This is a genomic window from Citrobacter sp. Marseille-Q5395, assembly GCF_947057495.1.
In the GTDB taxonomy this organism is placed as follows: domain Bacteria; phylum Pseudomonadota; class Gammaproteobacteria; order Enterobacterales; family Enterobacteriaceae; genus Citrobacter; species Citrobacter murliniae.
Map to the genome: position 1 here is coordinate 389,869 of NZ_CAMSEL010000005.1, position 20,060 is coordinate 409,928.

Consider the following 20,060-nt stretch of genomic DNA (forward strand, 5'->3'; position numbering starts at 1 on the left):
ATGGATTCGCAACGCAATCTTTTAGTCATCGCTTTGCTGTTCGTGTCTTTCATGATCTGGCAAGCCTGGGAGCAGGATAAAAATCCTCAACCTCAAGCTCAACAGACCACGCAGACAACGACCACCGCAGCGGGTAGCGCCGCCGACCAGGGCGTACCGGCCAGTGGCCAGGGGAAACTGATTACGGTTAAGACTGACGTGCTTGATCTGACCATCAACACCCGTGGTGGTGATGTGGAACAGGCCTCGCTGCCAGCTTACCCGAAAGAACTCGGTTCTACCGAGCCGTTCCAGTTACTGGAAACCACGCCACAGTTCATCTATCAGGCGCAAAGTGGCCTGACAGGTCGCGATGGCCCGGATAACCCGGCTAACGGCCCGCGTCCGCTGTACAACGTCGAAAAAGACGCCTTTGTACTGGCTGATGGTCAGAACGAACTGCAGATCCCGATGACCTATACTGACGCAGCGGGCAACACATTCACTAAAACGTTTGTCCTCAAGCGTGGTGAATATGCTGTCAACGTTAACTACAGCGTGCAGAACGCCAGCGAGAAACCGCTGGAAGTCTCCACCTTTGGTCAGCTGAAGCAATCCATCAATCTGCCATCTCATCGTGACACTGGTAGCAGCAACTTTGCGCTGCACACCTTCCGTGGCGCAGCGTACTCCACGCCTGATGAGAAGTATGAAAAATACAAGTTCGACACCATTGCTGAAAACGAAAACCTGAACGTCAATGCTAAAGACGGCTGGGTAGCAATGCTGCAACAGTATTTTGCAACGGCATGGGTTCCGCGTAACGACGGCACCAATAACTTCTACACCGCTAATCTGGGTAACGGCATTGCCGCTATCGGCTATAAATCTCAGCCGGTACTGGTACAGCCTGGCCAGACTGGTGCGATGACCAGCACCCTGTGGGTTGGTCCGGAAATTCAGGATAAAATGGCGGCAGTTGCTCCGCACCTGGATCTGACCGTGGATTACGGCTGGCTGTGGTTCATCTCCCAACCTCTGTTCAAACTGCTGAAGTTCATCCACAGCTTCCTGGGTAACTGGGGCTTCTCCATCATCGTTATCACCTTTATCGTTCGTGGCATCATGTACCCGCTGACCAAAGCGCAGTACACCTCCATGGCGAAGATGCGTATGCTGCAGCCGAAGATTCAGGCAATGCGTGAGCGTCTGGGCGATGACAAACAGCGTCAGAGCCAGGAAATGATGGCACTGTACAAAGCTGAGAAGGTTAACCCACTGGGTGGCTGTTTCCCTCTGATCATCCAGATGCCAATCTTCCTGGCGTTGTACTACATGCTGATGGGCTCCATTGAACTGCGTCATGCGCCGTTCGCTCTGTGGATCCATGACCTGTCTGCACAGGACCCGTACTACATCCTGCCGATCCTGATGGGCGTGACGATGTTCTTCATTCAGAAGATGTCGCCGACCACTGTGACCGACCCGATGCAGCAGAAGATCATGACCTTTATGCCGGTCATCTTCACCGTGTTCTTCCTGTGGTTCCCGTCAGGTCTGGTGCTGTACTATATCGTCAGCAACCTGGTAACCATTATTCAGCAGCAGTTGATTTACCGTGGTCTGGAGAAGCGTGGCCTGCATAGCCGCGAGAAGAAAAACTCCTGATTCGGTGAGTTAACGCTAAAATAAGGGCGGTCAGATGACCGCCTTTTTTATTTGTATTCAGCGAGACATATCATGAGCCATAACGACACCATCGTCGCTCAGGCAACCCCACCGGGACGTGGTGGTGTGGGTATTCTGCGTATCTCCGGCCTTAAAGCGCGCGAAGTCGCCGAAACCGTGCTGGGCAAACTGCCAAAACCGCGTTATGCAGACTATCTGCCATTTAAAGACGCAGATGGCAGTGCGCTGGATCAGGGGATTGCCCTGTGGTTTCCCGGACCGAACTCCTTTACTGGTGAAGATGTTTTAGAGCTTCAGGGTCACGGCGGACCGGTCATTCTCGATCTGCTGTTAAAACGCATTCTGACGATTCCAGGCCTGCGCATTGCCAGACCCGGCGAGTTCTCTGAACGTGCATTTCTTAACGATAAGCTCGATTTAGCTCAGGCAGAGGCTATTGCCGACCTGATTGATGCCAGCTCGGAACAAGCTGCACGCTCGGCGCTAAACTCGTTGCAAGGTGCATTTTCTGCCCGCGTGAACCACCTTGTGGAAGCACTCACTCACCTGCGCATCTATGTGGAAGCAGCGATTGATTTCCCGGACGAGGAAATAGACTTTCTTTCCGACGGCAAAATTGAAGCGCAGCTCAATAGCGTCATCAGTGATCTTGATGCTGTTCGTGCCGAAGCGCGTCAGGGCAGCCTGTTGCGTGAAGGGATGAAAGTAGTCATTGCCGGACGTCCTAACGCAGGCAAATCAAGCCTGTTGAACGCACTGGCGGGGCGTGAAGCAGCGATCGTGACCGATATTGCCGGAACCACCCGCGACGTACTGCGCGAGCACATTCATATCGACGGTATGCCGCTGCATATCATCGATACCGCCGGTCTGCGCGATGCAAACGATGAAGTTGAGCGTATTGGTATCGAGCGCGCCTGGCAGGAGATAGAACAAGCCGACCGCGTGCTGTTTATGGTTGATGGCACCACCACGAACGCAGTAAATCCAGCAGAAATATGGCCTGACTTTATTGCACGTCTGCCTGCGAAGCTACCGATTACAATCGTGCGTAACAAAGCGGATATCACTGGCGAAACACTGGGTCTTAGCGAAGTAAATGGCCACTCACTGGTTCGCCTCTCTGCGCGTACCGGCGAAGGCGTGGACGTACTGCGCAACCATCTCAAGCAGAGCATGGGTTTTGAAACTAATATGGAAGGCGGCTTCCTGGCGCGTCGTCGTCATCTGCAAGCCCTGGCTGAAGCGGCAGAACATCTCCAGCAAGGGAAAGCTCAGTTGCTGGGTGCGTGGGCTGGAGAGTTGCTGGCGGAAGAACTGCGACTGGCGCAACAAAACCTCAGTGAGATAACCGGAGAGTTTACTTCCGACGATCTGCTGGGCAGGATTTTCTCCAGTTTCTGTATTGGTAAGTAAGCGCTAATTTTGGCTTTTAATTTGAGAGAGTGCTTTTGTCGAGAAATTGAAAGCTAGGCGCAAGAAGGTGGAGAACCCATGCTTACCGGGTTCTCCGTCGATCCAAATTATCAGCATTCCATGGCGTCGGGTTCACACTCGTCAGTGAGAGCACGAATTTTATGCTCAGAAATTAACGAGCGCTCACCTGCCAGAAACGATAATTTTTTGTATGACTCAACATCTACTGCAGTTAACGGTGACGGCAATTCAACATTGCGCTCATTCAAGTCATCATTAATTGCACTGGCGATAGTGCCGTCGCTAAAGCCAGCGTGAGTTAATCGGTTGATTTTTTGATAGTTCCACTCACGTAAACCTGCCGCAACAATACCCATAATTAATGCCTCCAAATAATGTGTTAATAAGTTGATGAAGATTTGGCAATACTGCCGGATGTACTGCCGCCAATCACAGCCCCCACAGTTGTTACAACAGCCTTCCCTCCAGCCATACCTAGTCCACCAGAAGCCAAGCTCCCTCCTCCCAACGCAGCGAGCCCCGCTGAAGAGGCTGCGGCACCGCTTAAGGTCCCCCCGGCCACGCCCAATCCCGCAGCACTGACCGCTGCGCCAATAGCCGGGGCCATGGCCGCCGCCGCCCCGCCTGTCGCGAGAGTTGCCGCTACGACAGCAAGAGATTTGAAAGGATTTTCACTAATATAATCAAAGAGATCGCTAAACATACTTATCACCTTTATCAAAGTAACAGGCACATGCCTCGTTGAAATCAATGATATTCAACACATTAAATAAATCAAAATATTAAAAAAAATACATAAATTGATAAAAAAAATAAAATATTATGAAAATAAATCATGACTAAAATCTACTTGATATTTAATCTTCAATTAATATTTTTTGAAGTGGATTTTATTTGATATTTTGATGCATACAAAAGACATAGAAGACTTTTCAATCAGTTCCGGAAAATATCATGATTGAGCTTACCGGGTTCTTTCATTTCCCGGCATGACATTTATAAAATTTCGCAGGTTGATTTTGTGATAGAAATCACAAAAAATGGAGAATCAATGGCCCTTTCCGATCATCAAAAACAGGTTTTCCGCACTTTTCTCTCTGGCGAACGCCACCCGTTCCCGGATATATACGATGCGATAAGCGAGCAAATACTCCTTCTTATTTTTAAAGCTCGCCACCTTTATACGCTTCCCGAATGCCGCCATTGGTTTGAAGAACAACATCGCGTCATCACTGCGCTGCAAGATCAAAGCGCTAAAATCAGTGAGATTTATAAATCAGATAACTATGCCGTGGGTGCTGAAGAAGAAAAAGAGGATCCTCTTCTGAACACTCTCGCGTTTATGAGAACACTGTATGAAGGGTTCGATAAAGGTAACGTAAGCCTGAAAACTTGGGGGGAGATGAATCATCCGCCTGAACAACGCCGAGGGCGCTACCAACATCTGATGTCCCTTCATGAGGAATTTATTCGCGACGATCTGTTTGCCATTTTAACTAGCAGTCAAACAGGTTGCCCAGCTATTCCCGTAGAAAAACGGAAAGGCTACTGCCATCAGGATCTTTCAATAGCACATTCACATGGCGACCTGCTATTAGAAAAATTAGATAAGTATTTTTCTATCAATAGATTAGATATTTTATCCGAGACAGTGTTCCATCTCATCGCGGATTATCGGCAAAAACACAGTGCACTCCCCCAATGGCTGACACCATTCGCGGATACCTTCAGCGGATTCGCCATCAGAGGAATACGTGAAAGTCATGATTTTAAAGCCATCAAGGAAGATCTTGAAAAACAAGGTTGCGAACAACTAATTGACAGCGTGCTCACTCAAGGGTCAGAGCACGATGCTCAGCGTATCCTGAACGTTTATATCGGCGTTTATGCTACTGATATTCACCACTGGCTTTTTGACATCCTGCGTTATCTGAAGACACCTCAATCAACGCCCTATCGCTGGAAATTTACAACAATCTCACCTGATAGAACCCAAAAAAACGAAGAAAAAAAAGAACACGAATCTATCAGTTGGGATAGCGAATTTTGCCAAATAACCATAGATCGCAATAACCTATTGGAACTCATTCAAACACACACCCTTTATGATGCGGTGCTCACGCTTGCCGATCGGCTGCTGCATATCTATCGCCCAGCTGCAGAGCAAGAATTACAGAAAAAAGATAGCGTGGCCTCCCTCACTGAGAATGAACAAAAAATCCACAACTCCAATAGTTTTCTGTTTCCTAAATCAAATAGACGTTCGTATGAAGAAAACGTGGGTAATGTGCAAATGTTTGAGGCCTGGCATCAACGAAATACAGTGCTGCTGATCAGCAAAAATATCAAGCGAACGGAAAAAATCACCGTTGCCGAGCGGATTGCAGGACTAAAGAGCTATGATCTCAAAATTGGCGTCCCCTCCGGCAGCAAAATGAAGGTCAAAGACGGTGTTTACGATAAAGTCAAAAGTTACAGCTTTCTGAAATTACCCGATAAATTAAGCCAGGTTTCACTACAGCGATATCACTCCAAAGCGAAAGCTATCATCAATGCGGAGATCGATATGCTATTGCACGCTCAACAAAATAAAAACGCAGAATTTCCCTTCAACGGTGCGACGCATGCCATTAAACCCCTTTGGGCAAAATGCGATTACGCCAATAATACCGAGAAGAGTGAATTGTAATTGAATCGACAACAGTGTTTTCCTATCAGGAAATCACTGTTGTCCAAATGGCAACTCGCACTACTGACTCTCTCCCCGTATTCTTAGCGCCACATTCCTCATGAGGTCGCTATGACACGCTTTCTAATCTGCAGCTTTGCCCTTGTTTTACTCTATCCAGCCGGAATTGATATGTATCTGGTGGGATTACCGCGAATTGCCGCCGATCTGAATGCCAGCGAGGCGCAACTGCACATCGCATTCTCCGTTTATCTTGCCGGGATGGCGACAGCAATGTTATTCGCGGGTAAGGTAGCGGACCAGTCAGGGCGAAAACCAGTGGCTATAGTCGGTGCCCTGATATTCATTTTCGCCTCTGCCCTGTGCTCCTTTGCCGAAAGTGGCACGCCATTCCTGGTAGGGCGTTTCATTCAGGGCGTTGGTGCGGGCTGCTGCTATGTAGTGGCGTTTGCGATACTGCGCGATACGCTGGACGATCGCCGTCGGGCGAAGGTGCTGTCATTGTTGAACGGTATCACCTGTATCGTGCCAGTTCTGGCTCCGGTGATGGGGCACCTGATCATGCTCAAATACCCCTGGCAGAGCCTGTTCTATACGATGATGGGCATGGGCGTAGTCGTTTGTCTGCTCTCAGTGTTTATCCTGCGGGAATCGCGCCCGGCAACGCATTCAACATCTGCGGAAACCAACCAAATCGCAGAGTCGCTAGTGAACCGCTTTTTCCTCAGCCGACTGGCTATTACCACCCTCAGCGTATCTGTGATCCTGACCTTTGTGAATACTTCTCCGGTGCTACTGATGGAAGTAATGGGCTTCGACCGTGGTGAATACGCCACCACGATGGCAATGACTGCGGGTATCAGTATGGCAGTATCGTTCTCCACACCGTTCGCCCTGAGCCTGTTTAAACCTCGAACTCTGATGCTAACCTCGCAAGGGCTCTTTCTCGCTGCAGGCATCGTGTTAACGCTCGCCAATACGCATGCGCTCACTCTGTTTGGGCTGACTTTAATCTGTGCGGGATTCTCGGTGGGCTTCGGTGTCGCCATGAGCCAGGCGCTGGGGCCATTCTCGCTGCGTGCAGGCGTGGCCAGCTCGACATTAGGCATTGCCCAGGTTTGTGGTTCATCAGTGTGGATTTGGCTGGCCGCTATCCTCGGCCTCGATGCGCTGAATATGCTGATCGGGATTCTGATTGGTTGTAGCATAGTAAGTATCATGCTGATTATCACTGTTGCTCCAGACCGGTCCGCGCCAACTCATGAAGAAATCCCTCAGCAGTCTCGATCTTAATTTACTGCTCTGTCTGCAGCTCCTGATGCAGGAGCGCAGCGTTACCAAAACCGCTAAGCGGATGAGCGTCACGCCCTCGGCGGTCAGTAAATCGTTGTCGAAACTGAGAGCCTGGTTTGACGATCCGTTGTTTGTAAACACCCCACTGGGGCTGACGCCAACGCCGCTGATGGTCAGCATGGAGCAAAACCTGGCGGAGTGGATGCAGATGAGTAACCAACTGCTTGATAAGCCAAACCACGAATCGCCGCGCGGATTGAAGTTTGATCTGGTGGCCGAAACACCGCTGGTGATGATCATGTTCAACACGCTCTCACAGCAGATCTATCAGCGTTATCCACAGGCCACGATCAAAGTGCGCAACTGGGACTACGATTCGCTGGACGCGATTATTCGTGGCGAGGTAGATATCGGTTTTACCGGCCGCGAAAGCCACCCGCGATCGCGCGAACTACTCAGCCTGCTTCCTTTGTCGATCGATTATGAGGTGTTGTTTTCCGATCTCCCGTGCGTCTGGTTGCGCGAGGATCATCCGGCATTGCGGGAAGAGTGGAATCTGGAAACTTTTCTGCGCTATCCCCATATCAGCATTAGCTGGGAGCAGAGCGATACCTGGGCGCTGGACGATGTGCTCCAGGAGATGGGACGCGAACGAAATATCGCATTGTGTCTGCCTGGTTTTGAGCAGTCACTGTTTATGGCCGCGCAACCGGATCACGCGTTGATAGCTACGGCCCCAGTCTACTGTAAGCGCTATAACCAACTTCACCAGCTGCCGCTTGTGGCGCGTCCGATGCCTTTTGATGCTGCGCAGCTTGAGAAGATGCGCGTACCGTTCACCCTCCTTTGGCATAAACGCAACAGCCACAACCCTAAGATCGTCTGGTTAAAAGAGACGATCAAGGCTCTTTATCGCGATATGACCTGACGATCCGCCCCCGATGTTGTTGCAAAATTAACCACGCTGGCTACAGAAATGTAAATGTCGCGTAATGTATTTCGTTTCCGTCTACTTTTTGGGCTGCAAAGCCTGCCTATAAGCCGTGTAAATGTTACTCTGGTAATAATCACGGACCATTAATCACGGAGCGAAAAATGGCGACACATTTTGCCAGAGGGATTCTTACGGAGGGACACCTTGTTTCAGTTCGTCTCCCTTCTCCATGCCACATCGAAGCAAGCAATTTACCGACTCACCGCCGGACACGCTTTCTGGCCTCCAGAAGCCTGCTCGCCGAACTGATGTTTATGCTTTACGGCACAAGCACACTGCCCGACATTGTTATTGAAGCCAAAGGTAAGCCCGTCTTTCGCGATAAAAATCTGCCTGGCTTTTCAATTTCTTATGCCGGAAATATGGTTGGTGTCGCACTGACAACAGAAGGTGCATGTGGTCTGGATATGGAGCTTCAGCGGACGAACAGAGGGTTTAATAATCCACATTCAACCGAAACCTACCATTTCTCCAGTAACGAAAACCTGTGGATCAACAACCAAAGCGATCCGAATGAAGCACGCGCACAACTTATTACTCTGCGCCAGAGCGTACTCAAACTCACCGGTGATGTGTGCAATGACGACCCGCGTGAGCTCCAGCTATTACCCGGTGCCGGACGTCTGAAATGTGCCCATGCTGCGCAGATCGAAGCCATCTGCGATGCGGAAGATGTATTGGTATGGTCAGTCGCGGTCACGCCAGCCATTGAAAAACTCAAGGTTTGGGAGTTTGATGGTAAACAGGATTGGAAATGTTTGCCTGATATCCAGACTCGCGCTAATGAGCCGACGGGTCGCCTGATCCGGTTTTCACAATTATCCGCAGCAAAGAGCTATACGCTTAACTGATTTAACCTTCATGATGAAACAGGAGTAACCATGTCTGAAACATTGAATGTTGTTACGTTACTGGGGAGCCTGCGCAAAGGTTCATTTAATGGAATGGTTGCCCGTACGCTGCCAAAAATTGCTCCTGCGGGGATGGAAATCAACGCATTACCCTCTATCGGTGATTTTCCTCTGTATGACGCCGATCTGCAGCAAGAAGAGGGTTTTCCAGCAAGCGTAGAAGCACTGGCAGAACAAATCAGGAAAGCCGATGGCGTGGTTATTGTTACGCCGGAATATAACTATTCTGTTCCGGGCGGACTGAAAAATGCCATCGACTGGCTGTCTCGCCTGCCCGATCAACCTCTGGCGGGGAAACCGGTTCTGATTCAGACCAGTTCAATGGGCGGCATCGGCGGTGCACGCTGTCAGTACCATCTGCGCCAGATTCTGGTATTTCTCGACGCCATGGTTATGAACAAGCCGGAATTTATGGGTGGCGTCATTCAGAACAAAGTTGATCCACAAACCGGAGAAGTGGTTGATCAAAGTACGTTGGATCATCTCACCGGCCAGCTGACTGCTTTTAGCGAATATATTCAGAGAGTTAAAGCATAAAAGAGTTCGCATAATATTCGCAGATGATTGTAAATAATCCAGAAAGAGCCTAATCTTTCTGGATTATCTTATTTCCTGTTATTTATGACTCTGCTCCAGAATTATCCCCTCCTCTGTTTTCTCTCCTGGCAATTTATGGCATAGTTATACCAACTGTTACGGTTGTAATAATATTATTTATAAATATATCTACTCTTTTTTTCCCGACATCTTGTCACTCGTGAACAATGGATATGCCATGGACAGGACTTTGTCACATTTGCGGACAGCAGTATGTAGCAGTACACAGCTGGAGAAATCCATGTATGCCTGCCTGCAGGCGATACCAGATTCTATAGAATGTGATGGTATTTTTTTTAACTACTATCGTAGTGACATCCGCTGTATTCAGTTTTTAGCACTGGCGACACATAAAACGGCACGACTGAAACGGGATGTCATCCCTATTCCTGAAAACATTGCCCGACAATTCGATTATTCGGATAATTTCTCCACTCAACTTATTGATAATCTGAGTCAGTGCCCGCTGACTCAATATGTTGTAAATACCTGCTTTCGTAATATCAAATCCCTTATACTGATGCGCATGCATCTGGACGGCGTGCGTTTGGGTGCAATGGGGGTGTTTAGTTACCATACAAATGCCTTTACACCGCAGCATACGGCGTTGTTTGAATCAGTACGAGGAGAGCTCTCCTTGCTTGCCTTCATTGCCCTGTCACGGCATAACCTCTTACTGAAAAATATCCCCCCTCTTATACCAGGACTTCCTGCATCAGAAGAAGATGAGCAATTCGTTGTCAGCCCGTCCAATATCCCACTGTACCAGCTTTATAATTCGTTAGATGAACTGGCAAATAGTAAACAACCCATTCTGATGTTGGGTGAAGAGGGCGTCGGAAAAAAAACCTTTGTAGCTGCTTTACGACAGCGCAATTCTAACGGCATTCATTATTATGGAATACTTGATGCCTCCGCCCGGCAATTGATAATCATAAAAAATGGAAAAGTGGACAAAACGGTGGTTATCGATTTTGCTCTGCCACCGAACATTGCTTTATTTCTGGAATTGCATCAGGGGTCTTTGCAGATAAATGAAATAAGGTTATTACCCGAGCGCTGGCAAAATTTTCTGCTGGGGTTGCATTCAAACTACCGAGAATATTGCCAGATACAGGTTATAGCCATTCAGACCCTACCATTTTCAGCTACTCAAATACCCAGTAACAGTGAAAATCACAGCATTCATCAGCATAATATAACAAGCCAACGGTACGCCAACATTCTCTGTCAGGTTATTACGCTACCTCCGCTCCGTTATCGACATAACGATATTCCGCTTCTGTTGATACACTATCTGAGATACCTGTCGAAACAGCATAAACAGGCCTCCTTACCTGTTTTAGGCGAAGACTCTCTTCGCCTGCTTTGGGAGTACAACTGGCCAGGCAATATTACTGAATTAATTGGTTTGTTAGAAAACGCCTTTTTTCGCGGCACTCTCAATGAGCTCAACATCATGCTGCCTGGCGAGATGAATACCAATGCCATTGCGCCACTTGATGAAGCGATGCGTCAACATATTCAACTGGCGCTGCGCCAGACGCGGGGGAAAATTTCAGGGAAAGGTGGGGCAGCGGAACTGCTTGGTGTGAATAGCAATACCCTGTACAGCAAAATAAAGAAACTCGGTATTGCAGTGAAAGATAAATAGTAGCACTCCCCTTTCATTATGAGGGAAAGGGGAGCAACGCCTTTATTTACGCGTCCTGGTACGATGAAAACCGTCAATCATTCCTTTAATCAGCGCACCTGGCGTATCACCAGTACTGCACAAATACAGATGTATGATGATAAATGCCACCATCGTGACAGCAAGACCATAGTGGAGATATGCAACGACTTGCTTACCCGGCAATGTGAAGAGGGTTTCCGGCGTATAACCGGGGTACATCATCAATAACCCGGTGATAATCAGTAGCGGTAACAACAGAAACATCACGACGATATAACCCAGTTGTTGCAGGATATTAAATTTAGCCACAGATGAAGCATGTTCCGGGTGAGGTTCTCCGCGGAAAATACCATACAAATAATAACGAGTCTGACGTACCAGGCGCCCAATAATTCCCTGCCAACGAACCCGATAGTGATGCCCGTTACCGCAGCAGGCCAACAGAATAAAGCCCAACCAGATAACACACAAAAGCACGCCAGTAATATTATGTACATCGACCCAAAGAGAGAATCGAAAACTTACCCAGTGCAATGCGCAACCACTGATAATAAGTACGGCAAAACAAAGTGCATTTAGCCAGTGCCAGCAGCGAACGGGCAACGTATAGAGATAACGTTTTTCTATCTTTCCGCCTGTTGCCTGATGAGATATCACAAGTCGCCCCAAACCATGGCAAATAAGCAGAATAACGAATCCACACAGAACGTATGCAAACAAACGATCGACTCGCCCACTCCCGTTATTGCCGATCATATAGGTATCGGTAAACAGGGCACCATCAACCTGACGAACAACAGGGGCTGAGACCGCGACCGCCGCCAGTTTATTTCTGAGCGCAAGGTCGTCAAATAATCCTTTCCCCAACTTACTGCCAGCAATGGTGTTTTCATCAGGGGCAAACGTTTTGTGGCGAGCACTAAGCAGCGATCCGTCACCATGACACTGCTCACATCCGATCGTTTGTGAGGCCGGTAATATCCGGTGCAACGTTGTATCCGTGGCATCAGCATGACAATCAATACACCGCAGGCTACTGAGGTGTTGTGTGGCATAAGGTAGCGCTGAATGCGCCATATCCTGAGATTTAGAAGCCTTTCCCCCGGATAACTGCGAAAATACACCTGCCCGCGAATGGCAATTGGTGCACATCAGATTACCATCTGCGATTTGTTTTTTATCTGGATGATTAATCTCCCCGGCCGTCATCGTGTGCGCATTATGGCAGGAGGTACAGGAAAGCAGCCCTTTCGCAATCTTTTGATTATGTACGCTTTGCTGCATGGCATGCACGGTATCGCGCATCACAACGCCGTGGCAGCTCTCACAAACCTTATCGCCAATGGGTTTTAGCACATGCGGGGTGGCTGAAAACCCCTCACTTTCCGGCTGACTCTGATGGCAAGCGATACATGGCACATTGCCATGTACGCTGTCGTGATATTTATCCATTGAGACGAATAAATTAGCCTGCACTTTATCGGTTGATATTCCCTGAATGTCACTGTCAGCATGGCATTCCTGGCAGGGTTGATTGAGCTGCGCTGTCGGGATCGGAGCGGAATACCCCGACAGCGATATCAATCCTGAAACCAGACAAAACAAACCTCTCTTTAAGAGCCCACACATAATATCCCTCATGGCTTCATATCCGGATATTTAAAGAGGTGGCAGTTGTTGCAGTAGATAACCGAAGGTTTGTGCTCGTTATGGCAGGCAGTGCAGGGAACATCTTTGCCGTAATGCATCGAATCATGCGGATTAGGCTCGGCATTCTTTTTATGTGGATCTGGCTGCGTTAATCCCGCAATCTGATCCCGCGTTCCATGACAACTCAGGCATGCTTTATCATTTGGAGCGGCGACTGGCGTGCTGGCGCCATGACACAATTGGCATGATGTATCGCGCCCGGTGGCTTCCAGAGAATGATGATAAGGCTTAACAGCCATCGTATTCAGTTGCTGGTGAAAGGCGGCTTCGTTATCTGCTGCAACACCAAGTTGAGAAAAACTGCCAGTCAACAGCAGTAACAAGGCCATGCAAAATTTCGCCATGTTAAATTCCCCCAACATCAAATGAATCATCCGCTGCGGTTGCAGAGGCGGCGCTGAGACCGGCTATACGACCGAAGACCAGACAGTCTGCAACGGCGCAACTACCGAGGCGGCTACCACCATGTGACCCCGCGGTTGCTTCTCCGGCAGCATATAACCCAGGGATCGGTTGACTATCCGCCGCATTGAGTACCTCCGCGCGCATGCTGATTTGTACCCCGCCCATGACATAGTGCACTTTGGGCCACACGCGCACCGCGACAAACGGCCCCTTCTCCAGCGGCACAGCACGACTGACATCTTTCTTCATCCGATCACCGCCTTTACGTGCAACAGCGGCATTGTAGGCATCTACCTCATCCTGCAGCGTGGCGTAAGGGATACCAAAATGAGCCGCAAGTTGTTCCAGCGAGTCAAACTGCCAGGCTACGCCATAGTGCAATGCATGCCCCAGACTCTGGGCCAGTTTTGCACCTTCCAGCGTCGTGAAGCAGATGGGATAAAGTGGATTACCTTTTTCATCTACCTGCGCCAGAATGCCCTCTTCACGCTCTTTGCGATCGGCAAGTTCGTTTGTGAAACGGTGACCTGTACGCGGGTTGACCATGATCCCGTTGGGAAAACCGGAGATAGTATTGAACTGCGACACATAGCCGAAGCCTCGTTCGTCCGGCGATGACCAGGGACCTAGCTGGATTAGATCTAGCTGTACGGGTGTTGCGCCAATACGCAGCATGTGTACCAGGCATTCCGCCGTGGCACCAGGATGGTTGGTGGAGTCTACTCGCTCATCCAGCATGGGGTTTTGCAGTTTGCGGAAACGCAAATCATTAGAAAAACCACCAGAACACATCACTACGCCATAACGTGCGCCGTAATGACGAATCTGCCCGGTTTGTTCGTCAGGGAATTGATAGCCATCGCGAACCGTCAGACCAATCACACGCCCTTGCGCGTTTTGCAGGAAAGATTCCAGCTTGCATTGAGAACGGAAAACCACGCCCATTTTCGCGGCGGATTCTTTCAATGGACGGGTGATCCCCGCACCGGAACTCTCCACGGTTTGCAGCGTACGAGGGACTGAATGGCCGCCAAAGTGTTGTACAAACGGTTTGTACTTTACGCCGTGTTTAAGCGTGAATTCATACGCCGCGTTCGTATTCTCAACCAGAATTTTCAGCTGCTCTTTATCATTCAGGCCGCGTCCGGCCTTAAGCATGTCCTTGTACATCAGCTCAGGTGAATCGACGATCCCCTCTTTTCGCTGCGGGGGAGAATCGGCAACGGCGACCGCACCGCCGTTAATCGCCGAGTTACCGCCAAAAACAGGCATTTTATCAATAACCAGAACACTGCGACCGGCCTGCACCGCTTCAAGTGCGGCGGCCAAACCGGCAAAACCACTCCCGACCACAATCACATCGTAAATTTTATGGTAGCGAACACCCTGAACCTGGGCGCAGCTCTCCTGCGCCCATGCCGTTCCCGTCAGCGTCGCCAGTGCGCCGCCTGTCGCCAGGATTGTGCTTTGGGTTAGAAAAGCTCGCCGCGACACATCGCTGTTTTTTTTCATTGCCGTCATTTGCTCCCTGTCTTCATGCTGACCAGTGAGCTGGCAGGGAATGACGCCACCATCGCAGAAGAGTCCGCAATGTTGTCACTGAAAATCCGATCCTGGGTAACAAACGGAACCTTTTCACGATAAGTGGCAAAGAGTTTTCCTGTCAGTTCGCCCAGCTTCAGATCTGGTTTTTTCTGCTTGCGTAAATCGATAGCCTGACTCGCGTGCAACAGCTCCAGACCATAGATATTGCACATATCATCGGCAATTTGACTCAGTCGTTTGGAGGCTCGCAGGTTATTGGTATAAGTATCCTCAATGGTTCCCGCCATCGGTTGACCATCGAGAGAGACCGGGTTAACCAAATCGCGAATATCCGCCAGTAACGCTACCTGAGGTTTCTGGATAGCACCGAAAGCGTGTCCTTTCTGATTGGTATCAGACGCGAGAAAGCGACTTAGACCGGTGAAATGGTCATCAGACAGGTGTAACGTGCGTTGAACGCTGTTATGCGCCAGATGCCCCATTGCTAAAGACAAGTTCTGAATCGCCAGCGCCAGCGGGAGGGGTTCAAAATTAGAGGTAGGGAAAATCGCGCCGCTTATGGTTTCACCGTTAGCATCTTTCGCACTAACAAAGTACTGCTCAACCTGACTGTTCTCCGCCAACGAGTGGTCTGCATCCACAATCACCGCAGGATTATCGTCGGAGCTGTTTAGTTGAATTTCCAGCATCTGCCAGGCTTCGTTCCATTCACGACGCGCTTCATTCAGCACAAATACCGTCGTACGGAATGAAAGGGGATCCTGTAAAGGGCGCCCGTCCTGATGTTGCCAGAGATAAGATCCGCTTAGCGCATTACGAATGCTTCCCCCGGTATCCTGCACACCGGGGAAAGGTCGCACACTTAAGCTTTGGTACAAGAATGGTGCAACGTTGCCATCCAGCGCTTCCAGAGACAAACCAAACACCGCTGGCGTAATGTTGATAATCTGCCTGGACTCCAGCAACGCTTTGGCTGAATACGCGGCGGAAATTGCATTTGAAGAGAGGATAGAGAGCGCGTCCTTACCGAGCGGTTCGAGTTTCGCGATGCCGGCTTGTTGTAGCGCTTTTGCGGAAGCCATCTCGGTGCCGTTCACACGCACACGCCATTCACCAATCATTACATCGCCAATATGGGACGCGAGGGTAATATCAGCTTCACCAACAGAACCGCGCGACGGTATCACAGGGGTGATATGTTTGTTGAGTAGCTGCTGGTACATCCTGGCAACCTGCGGTTGAGCGCCAGTATTCCCCGTCAGCATCGTGTTAAGACGGATCACCATCGCCAGACGCACCAGTTCGTCAGGCATATCAGGACCAACACCTGCAGCATGTGCATGCAGTGCATTGATATTAAATTCACGCGACGCCTGGATAACTTCCGGAGTTAATTTCCCGTGCGCATCAAACAGTGATTTGTCTTTGTTCAAACCAACACCAACGGTTAGCCCATAAACCGGGACACCTTTTCCCGCAGCGATCATCAATAGTTTGTTGGCTTTATCGACGCGATTCATGGCGGTTGACGCAATATCGACTTGTTTTTGTCCCTGTGCGATAGCCCAGGCTTCATCCAGCGTTAACGAGTGCCCATCCAGCGTTACGCTGGATGCCGACGCGAACAATGGAAAAAGCAGAGAAACACAAAGTATCCCAGTGGTCGTCTTTTTCATTTCTGAATTCCTTTTTATAGAGATAAGAAACAGTAACGAAAAAAACGCATGCGAAACTTGAAATGCACCCTGCATTTATCAAGGCTATTTTTGATATTTCAAAAATAATGAAATTTAAACATTTCAATTTATTAACAGAGTGTTTAACTAATTGAAACCGCAACCGAGGCCAGCACCACTGCGTCATAGGATGAACCGTGACGATTTCTGGGAAACGGGTGTGCAATTTTGCTATTTACCTTGTTATGACCAAACAGATATTTAGCCTTGGTTATTATTCATAATTATTTTTAATCAATTACAGTCTGTTTTTATTCAGAAAAAGATAATTAGCAGGGGGAGGAATAATGCAGGATAACCAGAGGAGCCGCTTCAGCTTCATAATGTGAAGCTGAAGCGGCTGGTAAATCAATGTGCGTCAATAAACACAATCTTTAATACAAACAGCAGCGCGACAACAATGACGCACGGGCTGAGGTCACGGAAGCGCCCGGTACCGATTTTCATTACGCAGTAGGAAATAAAGCCCAGCGCAATACCTTCGGTAATGGAGAAGCTAAACGGCATCATTACCGCAGTAATAAACGCCGGAACGGCTTCTGTCAGGTCATCCCACTTCACACGTGACAGGCTGGACGTCATCAGTACGCCAACGTAAATCAGCGCACCGGCAGCCGCATATCCCGGAACCATTCCCGCCAACGGCGAAAGGAAGATAACCAGCAGGAACAGCAGACCAACAACAACCGCTGTCAGGCCAGTACGCCCGCCGACCGAAACCCCGGAAGAGGATTCAATATACGCGGTTACAGAAGATGTACCGATAAACGCACCGGTAACAGACGAAACGCTATCCACAAACAGCGCCTGCTTCATGCGCGGGAACTTGCCCTTTGCGTCCGCCAGTCCGGCTTTATCCGTGACGCCAATCAGCGTACCAGAGGAGTCAAACAGGTTGACCAGCATGAAAGAGAAAATAACGCCCGCCAGACCAATGTTAAATGAACCGGCCAGATCAACATGCCCGATGACGGACATAACGCTCGGCGGCGCAGATACAATACCGTTGTAGTGGACATCGCCCAGCAACCAGCCCAACAGAGTGGTAACAATGATCGAGACCAGTACCGCCGCATGAATGTTGCGTGATGCCAGAATCGCGATAATAAAGAAGCCCAGAACGCCCAGCAGCACGCTGTGGGAAGTCAGGTTGCCGATAGAAACCAGCGTATCTTTATTCGCCACGATAACGCCGGCATTTTTCAGCCCCATCATGCCGATAAACAGGCCGATACCGCTGGTGATCCCCACGCGCAGGCTGACCGGAATATTGGCGATCATCCAGTAACGCACACGGAAAATTGTCAGCAGCAGCAGACCAACCGCGCCCCAGAAGATAGCGCCCATACCAATCTGCCATGACAACCCCATCGCACCGACGACTACAAAGGCAAAAAATGCGTTCAGCCCCATCGCAGGTGCAAGCGCTACCGGCAGGTTGGCAAACAGTCCCATCAGGATGCTACCAAATGCAGCAATCAGACAGGTGGTGACAAAGACTGCACTGGTATCCATACCCGCAACGCCAAGAATTTGCGGGTTAACAAAAACGATATACACCATCGTCAGGAAAGTAGTGAAACCGGCGATCACTTCGGTCCGCGCCGTCGTGCCATGTTCGCGCAGCTTGAACACGCGTTCCAGCATCCCCTGGCCAGAAGCCTGGGTTGTGTGTTGTTGACTCATTATCAATTTCCGAACAAGGAGGGAAAATTCGTCGCTATCCTATACCAAAATGCGACAATAGGGTTGGGTTATGAGCAACTTTTTTCATTGAATTTGCTTATACGGCAACGATTGCGTCACCCCATTATGCATTACGTAAACGTTAAACTTGTTAAAATGGAAATGACATGTCCCAGATAGAAGCCGTATTTTTTGACTGTGACGGTACCCTTGTCGACAGTGAAGTAATTTGTTCTCGCGCGTATGTCAGCATGTTCCAGGCGTTCGGCATTACGCTCGATCTTGAAGAGATTTTTAAGCGCTTCAAGGGGGTAAAGCTCTACGAGATCATCGACATTATCAACGAAGAACACGGTGTCGAACTGGCGAAAGCCGATTTAGAACCCGTTTACCGCGCTGAGGTCGCACGCCTGTTCGATACCGAACTGGAGGTGATTGCAGGGGCTAATTCATTGCTGGACAGCATGGCTGTGCCCATATGCGTGGTGTCTAACGGTCCGGTCAGCAAAATGCAGCATTCTCTGGGTAAGCTGGGTATGTTGCATCATTTCCCTGATTTATTGTTCAGTGGCTATGATATTCAGCGCTGGAAGCCCGATCCGGCCCTGATGTTTCATGCGGCAAAAGCAATGAACGTCAACGCAGAAAACTGCATTCTGGTGGATGATTCCAGTGCAGGTGCGCAGTCGGGAATCGATGCGGGAATGGAGGTTTTCTACTTCTGTGCCGATCCACACAACAAGCCGATCGATCATCCAAAAGTAACGACCTTTACCGATCTGGCGCAGTTACCTGAGTTGTGGAAGGCTCGTGGGTGGAATTTGACGCGCTAATGATGTCGGAATGGTTATTGTATTGTAGGCCGGATAAGCATTAGCGCCATCCGGCGAACTGCCCGGAGGCGCAAGCTTACCGGGCCTGCGGATCACACAACTATTACTCTTTCGGATCTTTACCCGCCAGCAGCTTATCCAGCTCATCGCCGCCCACGTGACGGAAATCCTGCCCCTTCACGAAGTAGAAGATGTATTCGCAAATATTCTGGCAACGGTCACCGATACGCTCGATAGAGCGCGCACAGAACAGCGCGGTAAGTACGCTTGGAATAGTGCGCGGGTCTTCCATCATGTAAGTCATCAGTTGACGCACGATACCTTCATATTCCTGGTCAACTTTCTTGTCTTCACGGTAGATACGTACCGCTTCGTCCAGATCCATACGCGCAAAGGCATCCAGCACATCATGCAGCATTTGCACGGTGTGGCGACCCAGTGATTCCAGGCTTACCAGCAGCGGCTGATGCTGCTGAGAGAATTTTTCCAGCGCGGTGCGGCAAATTTTGTCGGCCACATCACCAATACGTTCCAGTTCAGCGATGGTTTTGATAATTGCCATTACCAGACGCAGGTCGCTCGCCGTCGGCTGACGCTTGGCGATGATACGCACACAAGCTTCATCAATCGCCACTTCCATCATGTTGACGTTCTTGTCGCCTTCAATGACGCGCTTCGCCAGCTCGCTGTCCTGATTATGCATGGCGGTAATCGCATCAGAAAGCTGCTGCTCTACCATGCCGCCCATGGTCATCACCTGGGTGCGAATACTCTCCAGTTCTGCATTGAACTGGCCGGAAATATGTTTATTAAGATTTAAATTGTCCATCATTTCTCCAGATGTCCAAAAGATTTCGAGCGAGAACAAGGCGGCAACTGCG

Annotated in this window: 17 protein-coding genes; 9 read left to right on the forward strand and 8 right to left on the reverse strand. The window is 49.5% G+C overall.

What is annotated here, in order from left to right; genetic code table 11:
* Window positions 1-1,647, forward strand: coding sequence for a membrane protein insertase YidC (gene yidC / locus OH663_RS08045; RefSeq protein ID WP_045448966.1), 1,647 nt, complete (start codon window positions 1-3; stop codon window positions 1,645-1,647).
* 72 nt (window positions 1,648-1,719) lie between these two features.
* The gene (gene mnmE, locus OH663_RS08050) at window positions 1,720-3,084 is read left to right on the forward strand and encodes a tRNA uridine-5-carboxymethylaminomethyl(34) synthesis GTPase MnmE (RefSeq protein WP_200011124.1); all 1,365 of its coding nucleotides are present in this window, start codon (window positions 1,720-1,722) and stop codon (window positions 3,082-3,084) included.
* Window positions 3,085-3,194: 110 nt separating this feature from the next.
* On the opposite strand, the gene OH663_RS08055 is transcribed toward mnmE, so the two are convergent.
* Entirely contained in the window at window positions 3,195-3,461 is a 267-nt protein-coding gene (locus OH663_RS08055) for a hypothetical protein (RefSeq protein WP_045448970.1), read from the reverse strand.
* Between the two features lie 23 nt (window positions 3,462-3,484).
* Complete coding sequence (locus OH663_RS08060; protein ID WP_052369298.1) at window positions 3,485-3,808, reverse strand: hypothetical protein; 324 nt, start codon at window positions 3,806-3,808, stop codon at window positions 3,485-3,487.
* Window positions 3,809-4,156: 348 nt separating this feature from the next.
* Here OH663_RS08060 and OH663_RS08065 point away from each other — a divergent pair, with 348 nt between their 5' ends.
* The 6 genes from OH663_RS08065 to OH663_RS08090 all read left to right on the forward strand — a co-directional run bounded on the left by OH663_RS08065 (window position 4,157) and on the right by OH663_RS08090 (window position 11,243).
* Window positions 4,157-5,794, forward strand: a complete 1,638-nt coding sequence (locus OH663_RS08065; protein WP_200011121.1) for a hypothetical protein — start codon at window positions 4,157-4,159, stop codon at window positions 5,792-5,794.
* A gap of 111 nt (window positions 5,795-5,905) precedes the next feature.
* Window positions 5,906-7,087: an MFS transporter gene (locus OH663_RS08070; RefSeq protein ID WP_045448974.1), complete on the forward strand. Its 1,182-nt coding sequence runs from the start codon at window positions 5,906-5,908 to the stop codon at window positions 7,085-7,087.
* The gene (gene yidZ, locus OH663_RS08075; RefSeq protein WP_045448976.1) at window positions 7,056-8,015 is read left to right on the forward strand and encodes an HTH-type transcriptional regulator YidZ; all 960 of its coding nucleotides are present in this window, start codon (window positions 7,056-7,058) and stop codon (window positions 8,013-8,015) included. The genes OH663_RS08070 and yidZ overlap by 32 nt, the downstream gene beginning before the upstream one ends.
* 167 nt (window positions 8,016-8,182) lie before the next feature.
* A complete protein-coding gene (locus OH663_RS08080; RefSeq protein WP_045448977.1) occupies window positions 8,183-8,932 on the forward strand; it encodes a 4'-phosphopantetheinyl transferase family protein in 750 nt (249 codons plus the stop codon).
* Between the two features lie 30 nt (window positions 8,933-8,962).
* The gene (locus tag OH663_RS08085; RefSeq protein ID WP_045448979.1) at window positions 8,963-9,529 is read left to right on the forward strand and encodes an NADPH-dependent FMN reductase; all 567 of its coding nucleotides are present in this window, start codon (window positions 8,963-8,965) and stop codon (window positions 9,527-9,529) included.
* Window positions 9,530-9,830: 301 nt separating this feature from the next.
* Window positions 9,831-11,243 (forward strand): AAA-type ATPase lid domain-containing protein, encoded by a 1,413-nt coding sequence (locus OH663_RS08090; RefSeq protein ID WP_200011119.1) that lies wholly within the window; start codon window positions 9,831-9,833, stop codon window positions 11,241-11,243.
* A 42-nt stretch (window positions 11,244-11,285) separates the two neighbouring features.
* Here OH663_RS08090 and phsC read toward each other — a convergent pair whose 3' ends face one another.
* The 5 genes from phsC to adeP all read right to left on the reverse strand — a co-directional run bounded on the left by phsC (window position 11,286) and on the right by adeP (window position 18,346).
* Window positions 11,286-12,893, reverse strand: coding sequence for a thiosulfate reductase cytochrome B subunit (gene phsC / locus OH663_RS08095; RefSeq protein ID WP_200011117.1), 1,608 nt, complete (start codon window positions 12,891-12,893; stop codon window positions 11,286-11,288).
* 8 nt (window positions 12,894-12,901) lie between these two features.
* Entirely contained in the window at window positions 12,902-13,318 is a 417-nt protein-coding gene (locus OH663_RS08100; RefSeq protein ID WP_052369300.1) for a cytochrome c3 family protein, read from the reverse strand.
* Between the two features lies 1 nt (window position 13,319).
* Window positions 13,320-14,900, reverse strand: coding sequence for a flavocytochrome c (locus tag OH663_RS08105; RefSeq protein ID WP_233617295.1), 1,581 nt, complete (start codon window positions 14,898-14,900; stop codon window positions 13,320-13,322).
* Window positions 14,897-16,600 (reverse strand): HAL/PAL/TAL family ammonia-lyase, encoded by a 1,704-nt coding sequence (locus OH663_RS08110; protein WP_200011115.1) that lies wholly within the window; start codon window positions 16,598-16,600, stop codon window positions 14,897-14,899. The genes OH663_RS08105 and OH663_RS08110 overlap by 4 nt, the downstream gene beginning before the upstream one ends.
* Window positions 16,601-17,008: 408 nt before the next feature.
* Window positions 17,009-18,346 (reverse strand): adenine permease AdeP, encoded by a 1,338-nt coding sequence (gene adeP / locus OH663_RS08115; protein ID WP_045448984.1) that lies wholly within the window; start codon window positions 18,344-18,346, stop codon window positions 17,009-17,011.
* Window positions 18,347-18,513: 167 nt separating this feature from the next.
* Here adeP and yieH point away from each other — a divergent pair, with 167 nt between their 5' ends.
* Window positions 18,514-19,179: a 6-phosphogluconate phosphatase gene (gene yieH, locus OH663_RS08120; protein ID WP_045448986.1), complete on the forward strand. Its 666-nt coding sequence runs from the start codon at window positions 18,514-18,516 to the stop codon at window positions 19,177-19,179.
* A 103-nt stretch (window positions 19,180-19,282) separates the two neighbouring features.
* On the opposite strand, the gene phoU is transcribed toward yieH, so the two are convergent.
* The gene (gene phoU / locus OH663_RS08125; protein ID WP_003023824.1) at window positions 19,283-20,008 is read right to left on the reverse strand and encodes a phosphate signaling complex protein PhoU; all 726 of its coding nucleotides are present in this window, start codon (window positions 20,006-20,008) and stop codon (window positions 19,283-19,285) included.
* Window positions 20,009-20,060: the final 52 nt, after the last annotated feature.

Excerpts from the sequence above, each read along its gene's own strand:
- mnmE (WP_200011124.1), top strand. The coding sequence starts at position 1,720 with ATGAGCCATAACGACACCATCGTCGCTCAGGCAACCCCACCGGGACGT.
- phoU (WP_003023824.1), bottom strand. The coding sequence starts at position 20,008 with ATGGACAATTTAAATCTTAATAAACATATTTCCGGCCAGTTCAATGCA.
- OH663_RS08105 (WP_233617295.1), bottom strand. The coding sequence starts at position 14,900 with ATGACGGCAATGAAAAAAAACAGCGATGTGTCGCGGCGAGCTTTTCTA.
- OH663_RS08065 (WP_200011121.1), top strand. The coding sequence starts at position 4,157 with ATGGCCCTTTCCGATCATCAAAAACAGGTTTTCCGCACTTTTCTCTCT.
- yidZ (WP_045448976.1), top strand. The coding sequence starts at position 7,056 with ATGAAGAAATCCCTCAGCAGTCTCGATCTTAATTTACTGCTCTGTCTG.
- yidC (WP_045448966.1), top strand. The coding sequence starts at position 1 with ATGGATTCGCAACGCAATCTTTTAGTCATCGCTTTGCTGTTCGTGTCT.
- OH663_RS08090 (WP_200011119.1), top strand. The coding sequence starts at position 9,831 with ATGTATGCCTGCCTGCAGGCGATACCAGATTCTATAGAATGTGATGGT.
- OH663_RS08085 (WP_045448979.1), top strand. The coding sequence starts at position 8,963 with ATGTCTGAAACATTGAATGTTGTTACGTTACTGGGGAGCCTGCGCAAA.
- yieH (WP_045448986.1), top strand. The coding sequence starts at position 18,514 with ATGTCCCAGATAGAAGCCGTATTTTTTGACTGTGACGGTACCCTTGTC.
- phsC (WP_200011117.1), bottom strand. The coding sequence starts at position 12,893 with ATGTGTGGGCTCTTAAAGAGAGGTTTGTTTTGTCTGGTTTCAGGATTG.
- adeP (WP_045448984.1), bottom strand. The coding sequence starts at position 18,346 with ATGAGTCAACAACACACAACCCAGGCTTCTGGCCAGGGGATGCTGGAA.
- OH663_RS08080 (WP_045448977.1), top strand. The coding sequence starts at position 8,183 with ATGGCGACACATTTTGCCAGAGGGATTCTTACGGAGGGACACCTTGTT.
- OH663_RS08060 (WP_052369298.1), bottom strand. The coding sequence starts at position 3,808 with ATGTTTAGCGATCTCTTTGATTATATTAGTGAAAATCCTTTCAAATCT.
- OH663_RS08100 (WP_052369300.1), bottom strand. The coding sequence starts at position 13,318 with ATGGCGAAATTTTGCATGGCCTTGTTACTGCTGTTGACTGGCAGTTTT.
- OH663_RS08110 (WP_200011115.1), bottom strand. The coding sequence starts at position 16,600 with ATGAAAAAGACGACCACTGGGATACTTTGTGTTTCTCTGCTTTTTCCA.
- OH663_RS08070 (WP_045448974.1), top strand. The coding sequence starts at position 5,906 with ATGACACGCTTTCTAATCTGCAGCTTTGCCCTTGTTTTACTCTATCCA.
- OH663_RS08055 (WP_045448970.1), bottom strand. The coding sequence starts at position 3,461 with ATGGGTATTGTTGCGGCAGGTTTACGTGAGTGGAACTATCAAAAAATC.